Annotated in this window: 6 protein-coding genes; all 6 read right to left on the bottom strand. The window is 67.9% G+C overall.

Going from position 1 to position 11616, the window contains the following annotated elements; genetic code table 11:
* Positions 1–126 precede the first annotated feature (126 nt).
* Positions 127–465, bottom strand: coding sequence for a lipid-A-disaccharide synthase N-terminal domain-containing protein (locus ACOJTD_RS01440; RefSeq protein WP_420131163.1), 339 nt, complete (start codon positions 463–465; stop codon positions 127–129).
* Positions 465–1217, bottom strand: a complete 753-nt coding sequence (locus ACOJTD_RS01435) for a glycosyltransferase family 2 protein (protein WP_420131162.1) — start codon at positions 1215–1217, stop codon at positions 465–467. The genes ACOJTD_RS01440 and ACOJTD_RS01435 overlap by 1 nt, the downstream gene beginning before the upstream one ends.
* Positions 1218–1280: 63 nt before the next feature.
* Positions 1281–2123 (bottom strand): phosphatase PAP2 family protein, encoded by an 843-nt coding sequence (locus tag ACOJTD_RS01430; protein WP_420131161.1) that lies wholly within the window; start codon positions 2121–2123, stop codon positions 1281–1283.
* A 1-nt stretch (position 2124) separates the two neighbouring features.
* Positions 2125–3867 (bottom strand): ArnT family glycosyltransferase, encoded by a 1743-nt coding sequence (locus ACOJTD_RS01425; protein ID WP_420131160.1) that lies wholly within the window; start codon positions 3865–3867, stop codon positions 2125–2127.
* A gap of 52 nt (positions 3868–3919) precedes the next feature.
* Complete coding sequence (gene pbpC / locus ACOJTD_RS01420; protein ID WP_420131159.1) at positions 3920–6172, bottom strand: penicillin-binding protein 1C; 2253 nt, start codon at positions 6170–6172, stop codon at positions 3920–3922.
* Positions 6169–11382, bottom strand: coding sequence for an alpha-2-macroglobulin family protein (locus tag ACOJTD_RS01415; protein ID WP_420131158.1), 5214 nt, complete (start codon positions 11380–11382; stop codon positions 6169–6171). Before ACOJTD_RS01415 ends, pbpC begins: the two co-directional genes overlap by 4 nt.
* Between the last annotated feature and the right edge of the window lie 234 nt (positions 11383–11616).

The raw sequence follows: 11616 nt of genomic DNA, 5'->3' as shown, positions 1-11616 counted from the left end.
TGGATTGCTTCGCGGAGCCTGTCATCGGGCGGCGCTTCGCGCCGACCCGTTGGCTCGCAATGACGTCGAGAGGCTTGAGTGCAAGCGCGAGCACAACACTCGTTGAAGTGACTGCGCCGCGGCCGCTTAGTTCGGCACGCTCTCCGAGCCGCGCGAGTGGTTCTTGATGATCAGCATGATGTTGCGGATGTAGATCACCGTCGCAAGAGACTGGCCGAGGATGATCACCGGCTCGCGCTTGGCAATGCCGTAGATCAGCGTCATCAGTCCGCCGCCCATCGAGAAGAACCAGAACGCCATCGGCACGACGCTCTTGCCGGCGCGCTCGCTGGAGATCCACTGCACCAGAAAGCGCGCGGTGAACAGCAGTTGCGCGACGAGGCCGAAGGCGAGCCAGAAGTCGAACTTCGCCACGAACACATCGTACATGTAGTCGCCGAGCGCCTGGCCGTAAGAAATCAGCATCAAATCACCTCGGTCGCGGCCGGGACGGCCTTCTTGCGACGGATCAGCCACCACACGCCGGCCAGGTCCATCAGTCCGACCCACAGCCTGTCGAAGAAACCATAGTTCGAAACGCCCGACAGCCGCGGCCGGTCGGCCACGTCGACGTAAGCCACGTCGTAGCCTTCGCGGCGGACCAGCGCCGGCAGAAAGCGATGCAAGCCATCGAAATACGGCAGCGCCAAGAACACGTCGCGGCGGAACGCCTTCAAGCCGCAGCCGGAATCGCGGGTGCCGTCCTTCAGGATCGCGCCGCGCACCTTGTTAGCGACCTTGGACTGCAGCTTCTTGAAGCCGGTGTCCTTGCGGCCGACCCGTTGCCCGGCGGCCAGCCCGACGCGGTCGCCGCCCTGCTCGATGGCGCGGATCAGGTCCGGGATGAAGGCCGGGTTGTTCTGGCCGTCGCCGTCCAGCGTCGCCACGACCGCGCCGCGCGCCGCCCGCACGCCGGTACGGACCGCTGCCGACTGGCCGCAGGATTTGGCGTGACGGATCTGGCGCAGATTGGCCCGCTCGCGGCGCAGGTCCGCCAGACGTTGCGGCGTCGCGTCGGTCGAGCCATCGTCGACATAGACGATCTCGTAGGCCCAGCGGCCGTCGAGCGCGGCGGCGATCTCGGCGATCAGCGGCGCGACATTGTCGGCTTCGTTGCGCACCGGCACCACAATGGACACCGCAAGCGGCGCACCGGAGTCTGACATGGATTCAGGCATGGTTCGGAACAATCCGGGGCCGTCAGGAAGGCGCGGCCGGGCGCGCTCAGGCGCGACCGCTTCTTATGGGGCCTCGCGGCCCCGGGCAACCTTTTTGAATCGATCCCAGGATGGTCCCGGCAGCGGTTCGATGGTGCCGTCGGTGCGGATGGTGAAGGCCAGCCGGCGCGCCGCGAACCAGTAGCGCACAGCCATCGCGCCGATCGTTCCGACCATGGCGCCGGCGACGACGTCGCTGGCATGATGGGCCAGCAGCACCAGCCGGGTCAGCGCGATCACAACCGCATAGCCGAACATCAGGCCCCTGAGACGCGGGAACAGCGCACCGACCGCAAACGCCAGCGCGAACGCGGTGGTTGCATGCCCGGACGGCAGACTCGCATAGGGTTCGCCCCAGGCAAAGACCGAGAAATTGAAAGGATTCGCCGGGCCGCCGACGAACGGACGGCCACGGCCGATCATGCCTTTGAGCACCTCGGTGGCCGCGACCGACAGCAGTACGGACAGAAACACGTATTGCAGCCGGGTGCCGATCCCGATCATCACCACGCGCTGCACGCCTCTGGTCAGCGGCAGCAGCAGCGCGACGATTACCAGCAGCGCTATCATCGTCCACAGCACATAGGCCGACTTGCCGAAATCGGTGAGGATCTTGAGCGGCCACAGGCTGGCCGTACCGCGCGCCGGCATCAGCCCGATTTCGAACGAGTCGATCGCCACCATCAGGAAAACGACGGCGGCGGCGAGGATCGCGGCGATCAGCAATGTGTGACGCGCCCAGCGGCGGCCGGCGTCGGCACGCCGCGAATGCGACGGCTCGCGCACCAGCCGCGCCAGCGACTGCCCGATCAACGTGGCTAGTTCCACCGGATAGCTGCGCGCTCCGCCGCGCTCGGTCGGCCGCATTTTACTGCGTGCCTTCCGACCGGAAGATCGCGATCGACACCGGCTTCCCCTGCGAGAAGTTGTAGCCGTCGATCCGCGTCGCCACGTTGTAGCGCAGCCCGATCGCCTCGGCGCGCGCCGCGAAGGCCCGCTCGCTACGCGCTTCGACCAATGCGAACCGGCAGCTTCCGCCAAGCAGGAAGTCGGCCGCCCCCGAGCCGTCGGTCAGCAGCGTATCTGTGCCTGTCATGAAAACGAGGCTGGGCTCGTGGTAGCCAACTGCGGCGGCCTTGGGTCCGACGCACACGACCTTGCGCAAAGCCTGGGCGATTTCGACGCTCGGGAACACCGGCCGCAGCTTCGGCACGACCACACCGAGCGTCGCGGTCATCAGAAACAGCGAGGCCAGCGCTGCGTTCAGCAGGGACGCCTCCGCGCGGTTCTCGTCGAACAGCCGCCACGCGAACAGCCCGAAGATCAGCGATGCCGCAATGAACGGCCAGGCCAGGAACACCGGCTGCCGCGTAAGAATGATCGCGCCGACGATCGCCAGCGACAGCACCAGCACCGGAATTGCAAACCACCACGCCGCGCCCTTGGTGAGCCAGGAGCGCGACAGCACGCTGCGCTCGATCGCGCCGGCCGTCATGATGGCGATCGCCGGATACAAGGGCAGCACATAGTGCGGCAGCTTGGTGATGACGATCTCGAACACGATCCAGGATGGGATCAGCCAAGCCAGCAGGAACTGCGCTCCCGGCTCGCGGCGCGCGCGCCAGATCGCGGGCGCCGCCATCGCGGCCAGCGGCGCGCCGGGCCAGAACGTCACCCAGAACAGCAGGAAGTACAGGCCGGGAGGCGCGCCATGCGACTCCTTCGGGCTGGCAATCTTGCTGAGCATGTCGCCGCCGACGGAGTCGGCGAAGAAGGTGTCGCCCGCGCGCAGGAAGATCGCGAGGAACCACGGCAGCACCAGCAGCAGCACCCACGGCACGCCGATCATCGGCTTTAGCCGCCACAGCCAGGCCGCGGACCGGTCGATGATCGCGAGCGGGATCACCGTCAGCGCGATGAACATCAGGATCAGCGGCCCCTTGAGCAGGATGCCCGCCGCTATCGCGGTCCAGAAGATTGCCGGCGTCGCCCAGGACTTGTAACGGTCGTCGCCGCGCTGCCAGGCGAGATAGACATGCGCCATCGCACCCATCGCAGCGGTGACGGTGAACAGCAGGAACGCGTCGGTTTTCGCCAGCCGCGCCTCGACGCCGAGCAGGATGCAGCTACACAGCAACAGTCCCGCGACAATGGCGCCGCGCCTGCCGATGAACGCCAGCGCCGCCCAATAGGTCATCAGCACCGCGCCGATCGCGCCGAGCAATGACGGCACACGGTACAGCCAGATTCGGACGTCGGCGCGCGGCAGGCCCATCTTCGAGGCAATCTCGACTACCGCGGACTGCAACCAGTAGATGCCGACCGGCTTCTTGTAGCGAACTTCGTCCTGGAACCGGATGTCGACGAAGTCGCCGGTCTCGACCATCTGCTTGGTGGCCTGCGCAAACCGCGCTTCATCGCGATCGATCGGCGGGATGTTGAAGAACCCCGGCAGGAAAAACACCAGTCCGACCAGCGCCAGAAACACCACCGCGCGAAGGTGGCTGACGGACACGAAATCCAGCACGGCGACGAGCACGCGACCGGGGTCCATGGCCTTCCTGGGCTCGCGAGGGGCACCGAAACGGGCTGATGCGGAGGTTTGGATCATCGGCTTCGCATACGCTGAAACCGATAGGCGGACAACCACTTGGCCGGGGTGGCTACTGGATTCTCACCACGACTGTGTCTGCTGCGCCGACCGCATCCATCACGGTGACACGGACGAAGCCCGGCCCCGGCGGCGCGACCAGCCGCTGGCGTCGGCCGTCGATCTCGCCGGCGGCAATGCCGTTGACCATCACGGTCATCGGTAGCACCCCGCCAGCAACCTTGACGGGCAGCGCCCCGGTCGAAGCCTGGCTGACGGCGTCGATCCGCGAGCCGTTCAACGGAAACTGGATTTTCAGCGCCTGCTCGCTGCCGGTCCGCACTAGATCGCCGGCCGGCCTGAAGCGGCGCAGCGGCAGCGGCAGTTGGGCGTTGCCCGCGACCAGCGTGCCGCGCGGCGGCTTCGGCAACGGCGTTCGCAGCTGCCCGGTTCTAGCAAAGGCATCAAAAAGGACCGGAGCGGCAGCGAGGCGGCCGATCAGGCCGGGCACCGGCGCGCCGTCGGGTCGGCCGACCCAGACGCCGATCGTCATCTTGCCGTCGAAGCCGACCGACCAAGCGTCGCGGTAACCGTATGACGTGCCGGTCTTGAAGGCGATCTGGTTGCGTGCGGCGTTCTCCGGCGGCGGGGTGCCGAGCAGCACGTTGCCAACCTGCCAGGCCGCGACTTTATCCATCAGACGCAGAGTCTCGCGTTCGGCCTTGGAGTCGCTGGCGATTTCCTGCAGCGGCACGACATTGCCGAGACGGGCAAACCCGCTGTAGAGCTGCACAAGATCGGCCAGACGTATACCGACGCCGCCCAGCCCCATCGCCAGCCCGGGCGCCTCACCGGTCGGCAGCACCAACCCGGCACCGGCCTGTTTGAGCCGCGACGCCAGCCGGCTCGCGCCGACGCGGTCGAGCAGCTCGATCGCCGGCACGTTGAGCGACAGCTGCAGCGCCTTGCGCACCGGCACCGTACCCTGGAACGTCATGTCGAAGTTTTCGGGCGCATAGACCCCGAACCGCACCGGCCGGTCGTCGATCAGGCTCTCCGGGTGGACGAAGCCGTCCTCGAAGGCGAGGCCATAGATGAACGGCTTCAGCGTCGAACCGGGCGAGCGCACCGCGCGGGTCATGTCGACCTGCCCGGCGCGGCGGTCGTCGAAATAGTCTGCCGAGCCGACATGGGCGAGCACGTCGCCCGACTCGTTGTCGACCGCCAGGATGCCGATCGAGATGTCGGGGCCGAGCGCCAGCGCCCGGTCGCGCGCCAGCGATTCCAGCGCGCGCTGGATGCCGGCGTCGAGCGTCAGCCGAATCACCGGCGAGTCCTTCACGGCGGAGGTCGCCTGATCGGCGGAATGCGGCGCCAGGATCGGCATCGGCTTGCGCTGGCGATGCACCGGCACCGCCCTCGCCTGCGCGGCGTCCTCCGCGCTGACCACGCCATCCTCGACCATCCGGGCCAGCACGCGGTCGCGCGCCGCTTGCGCCACTTGCGGATGGCGATCGAGACGGCGCGTCTCGGGCGACTGCGGCAGCGCCACCAGCAGCGCGGACTCCGACAGCGACAGCCGCTTCGGTTCCTTGCCGAAATAAGCGATCGAGGCGGCGCGGATGCCTTCGAGATTGCCGCCATAGGGCGCCAGCGTCAGATACAGATCGAGAATCTGCTGCTTGCTGAGCCGGCGTTCGAGTTCGACGGCGCGCACCATCTGATGAAGCTTCGCCATCATCGAGCGTTGGCGCCGCGGCTCTAGCAGCCGCGCCAGCTGCATGGTGATGGTCGAGCCGCCGGAGACGATGTGGCCGTCGGTGACGAACTGCAGCGCCGCGCGGCCGACCGCCAGCGGGTCGACGCCGTGATGCGACCAGAAACGTTTGTCTTCATAGGCGAGCAGTTGCTGCAGATAGCGCGGATCGATGCCGCTTGTCGCATCCACCGGCAAACGCCACCGCCCATCGGCCATCGCATAGGCCCGCAGCAGCTTGCCGTGGCGATCGACCACGGTGACGGACGTCATCCGCGCTTCATCAAGCGGAAGCGGACCGAGGGAGACAGCGTAGGCTACGAGGCTGCCGATCGACACGGCAATGATCGCCAAGACCGCGAAAACAGCACGTCGTAACAGGCGCCCGTTCCCCGGATGCAGCGCAGTGCGCCGCTCTTGCGGCGTGGTGCGCTGCTGATCCGGGGGCCCGGTGACGTCAAGCGCCGAACCGGGGTCCCGGGTCTGCGGAGCAGCACTGCGTGCTGCACCGCGCCCGGGACACGAAGCCACGAGGGCCGCCGGATCGGAGTTGGTCGGCTCCTCGTTCATTTCGCCGCCTTGACCTCCACCGTGCCGGTGCCCGTGCGGCCGTAGCGGGACGGGTTGTACATGTCCTCGACAACGGCTTGCGGCAGCACGTATTTGCCGGGCGAGACGGCGCGGACCACGTAGGCGACGGTGAACACCGCCTTGTCCTCGGTGTTGCGATCGATCGCGGCGGTGAAGCGGTCGTCCCGGAATTCGGTGTTGACCGGCTCCTGGCCGTTCTCGATCCAGTCCAGCGTGCCGGCATCACCCGACGACACCAGATGCGGGTTGTCGATCTCGAGGCCGGCCGGCAGATAGTCCGCCACCATCACATGGGCGAACTCCGGCTTGGCTTCGGTGATCGTCAGCACCACCGCGAAGCGATCGTTCTGCTTCGCCTTGGTGATGTCGGCCGGCTCGCCGGCCAGCGTGAAGTAGTTGCGCTCGATCTTGAAGCCGTTGCTGGCCGCCGGCTCCGGCGTCACCGGCGAACCGCTGACCGTCACCACCGCCTGCACCGGCGCATCGCCGGCGTTGCCGATCTTGACCGCTTCGGTCTTCACCTCGTCGGCCTTGTAGCTGCGATACAGCGCAGTCTTGATCGCGCTGCCGTTGAGATCGAGGCTGATCGGCTCCTTGGCGAGCGCCCGCGCCGCCAGCACCAGCCACGCGTTCTCCTGCGTCGAGGTGTAGGGCGTCAGCCCCCTCGCCGCTTCGACGCGCTGAACGGCGGTGGTCAGCGTCGCCTTTGGCGCGTTGCCTTCGCTGGCGAGCGACACCAGCGCGGCGGCGTCGCGCAGCGCCGAGCCGTAATCGACGCGGCCGAACTGGATCACCGGCTTTGGCGCCAGATCGCCGGCCGCCGCCGCATAGACCCGTTCGGCGCGGGTGCGGTCACCGACCAGCGCCAGCGCCGCCGCGAGCTGCGACTTGGCGATCGGCGTCGCCAGCTTGTCGAGCTTGGTGTCGGCGAGATAGCGCAGGTCACCGATCGGCGCGGCGCCGTTGCGGGCCAGCACGTACAGCCCGTAAGCGAGGTTGCGGCCGCCGTCCTTCTCCGGCTCCTCGGCGTTGACGACCGCATTGCGGATGCGGTCGAGCGCGCTACGGAACGCGACGTCGGGCACGACGAAGTTCTTCTCGCGGGCCCGGGTCAGGAAGTCGGTGACATAGGCGTCGAGCCAGGCATCGTCGCCGCCGGTCGACCACAGCCCGAACGAGCCGTTCGAACCCTGGCGGGCGAGCAACCGATCGATCGAATTGCGGATCCGCTCATCGGCCGCCGTGTCCATCGCCAGATGCGCGCCGGCGGCGAGATCGTTGACGTAGAGCAGTGGCAAGGCGCGGCTGGCGATCTGCTCGGAGCAGCCGAACGGATAGCGGTCGAGCGCCTTCAGGATGGTGGCGGCATCGAGCGCGGTCGATTGGCTGACCGACAGCGACACGCTGCCGGTGCCCGGCACGAGGTCGGAGAACATGTCGCCGGTCAGCGTCAGGCTCTCCTGCTTGGCGAGCGTGCGGACCGACCGTCGCGCCAGCGTCTGGTTGGCGGGACGAACGTCGAGCGCGTAGCTGCGGGTCAACGACAGCCCATTCGGCCCGCTGATCGCGACGGCGAGCGCCGCGGTGCCGGCACCGCCGCCATCGATCGCCAGCGACGCCGAACCGCGCTGCTTGGCGGCGAGCTTCATCGTGGTCGAGGCGGCTCCCGAGAGCTTCACCGGACCAGTCGCGCTGACCGTGATGGCATAGTCGCCCGGCGCGCCTTCGACATTGTCGAGGTCGAACGCCAGCGTGCCGCGGTCGCCGTTGCGCAGGAAGCGCGGCAGCGTCGCGGTCAGCACCACAGGATCACGCACGGTCACGTCGACATTGGCACGGCCGACCTTGGTGGCGGTCCATGCCACCGCCATCACCCGCGCGGTGCCGGCGAAATCCGGAATGTCGAAGCTGATCTCCGCGGAGCCATCGGGCCCGACGGTGACGATGCCGGAATACAGCGCCAGCGGCTTCTGCGTGGGCGGACTGCCCTGCAGCTCGGCGCCGGCGGAGTCGCCGCCCGAGCGGATCTGGCCGCGGGTGCCCTGCATGCCGTCGATCAGCTGCCCATAGAGATCGCGGATCTCCGAGGTCATGCGGCGCTGGCCGAGATAGTAATCGTCCGGCGCGGGCGGCTTGTAGCCGGTCAGGTTCAGGATGCCGACGTCGACCGCGGCGACCACGATCTTGGCGTCCTCGCCGGGCGCGAGCCCGCCGAGCTTGACCGGCAGCTTCATCGTCGTCGACGGCCGTACCAGCGCCGGCGGCGACAGCGTCACCGCGAGCGTGCGGGCCTTCTTGTCGATCGACACCCACTGCACGCCGATGGCGCGGCCGGGCATGCGCTGGGCGGTAGCATCGAGCGGCCGGCGCAGCGTCGTCACCACATAGGCGCCGGTGCCCCAGTCCTTGCCGACCGGCAGTTTGACCTGCGACGAGCCCTGCTTCACCGCCACGGACTGCGTCGTCAGCAGCCGGTCGCCGAGCACGTTCACAGTCAGGAGGCCCGCGGTGCGCGCGTTGACGGTCACCGTCACGGTGTCGCCGGAGCCGTATTCGGGCTTGTCGACCGAGGTCTCCAGCAGGTCCGGCGTGTCGGCCGAGCCGTCAGAATACCAACCGACATCGAACTGCACCGAGGTGATCGGGCCGTCGGCATCAGCGGTTTTGACGTCGAGCCGGTAGCGGCCGCTCTCGGGCTGGAACGACAGTTGGCCGGGCTTGCCCGGGGCGACCGAGACGTCGCCGTCGGCGACACGCTTGGTCGACTTCACCGGCTCGTAGTCCCAGGACGAGTTCTGCCGGTACCACTGATAATGCGACTCGATCTTCAAGAGCTCGTAGCGCAGGCCGGAGCGCGCGAGCGCGGTGCCGTCGGGCGCCACGAAGGCGACTTCGAACTTGGCATTGTCGCCCTCGGCGACGTTCTTCTCGGTGAACAGCGGCTTGACGCCGATCATCGGCGCCGACGGCGCGATCGGCAGCACCAGCTTGCGCTCCACGGCACGGCCGCCGGCCTCGCGCATCCGAATGAAGATCTGCGCTTCCTGCGGCCGCGTCGAGGACGGCGGCTTGGGCAGGACCAATGGGAAGGTCGCGCTGCCATTGGCGTCGGCTTCCGGCAGGTTCTCGAGCGGCGTGCGCTCGTTGCTGGTGGTCTCTTCGTCGGCGACGCCGAACTGATAGCCCGCGTAGCCGGGCCGTCCATCGGCCGGCGCTACCAGCAGGTCGCCTTCCAGCGCGAGGCCCGAGGCCGGCGCGCCGTACAGGAAGCGGCCATCGACCTTCAGTTCCACAGGAGCATCAGCTTTGATCTGCTTGTCCTTGGTGGAAATATCGAATTCGATCCGATCCGGGACGTAGTCCTCGACCATGAAAGTGGTGTCGCCGATGCTGGCGCCCTTCGGATCGGTGAAGGCGCGGACCCGCCAGGTGCCGGTCGGCACCGCCGAGTTCAGCGCGACATCGAGGCTACGGCCGCCCGCGCCCTGATCGGACAGCACGGCTCGGCGATATTCGACGCCGTCCGGCCGCTCCACCACCAGCGTCATCGGTCCGCCGACCAGCGCATTGCCCTGGCCGTCGCGCAGCAGCGCGGTGAGGTGCACGGTCTCGCCGGAGCGATAGACGCCCCGCTCGGCGTAGACGAAGGCGTCGGCCCCGGCCGGCACCGCGCGGCCGGAAACGCCGCGGTCGGACAGGTCGAAGGCGTTCGTCTTCAGACTGAGGAAGGCGTAGTCGGCCTTCTCGCCGGTCACGGTCAGCAGCGCCGGCGACATGCCACCCTCGCCGCGCGCCAGCCCGGCCTCGAACAGCACATGGCCGGACTCGTCGGTCTTGCGGGTGGCGAGGATCTCGTTGTTGCGGGCGATCAGCCGGACCTCGGCTTTGCCGACCGGATCGGTCGACGCCAGCGAATTGACGAAGACGTGGATGCCGTCATTGCCGGAGAACGCCGTGACGCCGAGATCGGAGACGATGAACCACTGCGTCGCGAGCTGGCCGTCATCGTCGGTGTTGGCCACCGGCGCCTTCGGCGCAGCCGTCATCACATAGACGCCGGGCTGCAGCTCGCCGAGCACCTGATCGACCGCGAAGGCCGTCGTGACGTCGGCGTTGAGCGCCGCCGGCGCGGTGTCGAGTTCGCCCGACCACACCTTGGCGCCGCGCTGGCTGCCGAGATCGTCGAGCTGGTAGCGGCTCAGCGTGCGCTGGAAGTCACTGTCGACGACGGTGTTGATCAGATTGCGGTCGCCGATCCGGAACACCTGCACCGACACGGTCGGGGTGTTGACGCTGACCAGCGGGATGCCGCGCTGGCCGGTGCGCGGCAGCACATAGGCGCGGCCGGTGAAACGCACCAGCGGCTTGCGGTCACGGACATAGATGTTGAACTCGGCCGATTTCGGCAGCGTCTCCTTGACGCTCGACGGCAGGCCGGCGCGCAAGTTGATGTTGTAGCGCTCGCCGTGCTTGAGGCCTTCGACGCAGAGCTGCTTGTCTTCGGACGTCAGCGCCGGCTTGTCGGTGCCGGCGAGCGCCAGATACGGCGCGAAGTCGGTGCGCTTGGCGAGATCCTCGGAGAACTGGAAGCACGCCCGCGGCGACGCCGAATCCGAATCCACAGTGTAATCGAGCAGCCGGAAGCCGTGATCGTCGCGCAGCTTCTCGTAGCGGCCGCGCACGTCCGCGACCTCGCGCAGGTCGAGCGACAGCCGCAGCGTATCGAGCGCCGGCCGCCACAGCCGGCGGTCGGCCATCGACCGGCCGAGCACGGCAAGCGCCTCGGCCTCCTCGCCGGCATTGCCGGCCCGCTGATAGGCGATGTAGGCGGCGGTCGAGGCGCGCTCGAGCAGGAACGTCTGTTCGGAACTGGTCGGCGCCTTGATCTGGAACACGGTCTTGGCCAGCCGCAGCCAGTTGCTGCCGTCGGCCGGATCCACCGCCGCGATCTGTCCCATGATCTGCAGTCCGGTGCGGTAATCCCCGCGCCGCAAGGCGGCGTCAGCATCGGCCTTCAAGCTGGCGGCCGGCTTAGCGACCGCCCCCGCTTCACTCTTGATCTGGGCCTCGAGCTTGATCGCCGAATCCGCCAGGTCGTCGCGTTTGAAGGCCTTGTCGGCCGCCAGTGCAGAGGCGCTACCGAGCGCCAGCGCGGCGCACAGCGCCATGGTGCGAACCCAACCGTTCATGTCGAACTCCCCTGCCGCGAACGACTGCCGCGTTCCAAGACGATAGAAAATGCCTGTAAAATGACGCGCTGATGGCGCGGCCCGCACCTGTTCGGGCGTGCCGGCCCGCCCGGCTGGCCATCACGGCCCGATGTCGATCGCCGATCCATCAGATTCGCATCTTCGCGTGCCCGCGCGCCGAACACAACGCGCCGCCCCTCTTGGACACGGCGGCGCGGCAAATGGTTCGGAAAT

Origin of the sequence: Rhodopseudomonas sp. (assembly GCF_048594845.1) — a bacterium.
In the GTDB taxonomy this organism is placed as follows: Bacteria; Pseudomonadota; Alphaproteobacteria; order Rhizobiales; family Xanthobacteraceae; genus Rhodopseudomonas.
This window is presented reverse-complemented; position numbering and strand designations above follow the sequence as displayed.

Excerpts from the sequence above, each read along its gene's own strand:
- ACOJTD_RS01440 (WP_420131163.1), bottom strand. The coding sequence starts at position 465 with ATGCTGATTTCTTACGGCCAGGCGCTCGGCGACTACATGTACGATGTG.
- ACOJTD_RS01435 (WP_420131162.1), bottom strand. The coding sequence starts at position 1,217 with ATGCCTGAATCCATGTCAGACTCCGGTGCGCCGCTTGCGGTGTCCATT.
- ACOJTD_RS01430 (WP_420131161.1), bottom strand. The coding sequence starts at position 2,123 with ATGCGGCCGACCGAGCGCGGCGGAGCGCGCAGCTATCCGGTGGAACTA.
- ACOJTD_RS01425 (WP_420131160.1), bottom strand. The coding sequence starts at position 3,867 with ATGATCCAAACCTCCGCATCAGCCCGTTTCGGTGCCCCTCGCGAGCCC.
- pbpC (WP_420131159.1), bottom strand. The coding sequence starts at position 6,172 with ATGAACGAGGAGCCGACCAACTCCGATCCGGCGGCCCTCGTGGCTTCG.
- ACOJTD_RS01415 (WP_420131158.1), bottom strand. The coding sequence starts at position 11,382 with ATGAACGGTTGGGTTCGCACCATGGCGCTGTGCGCCGCGCTGGCGCTC.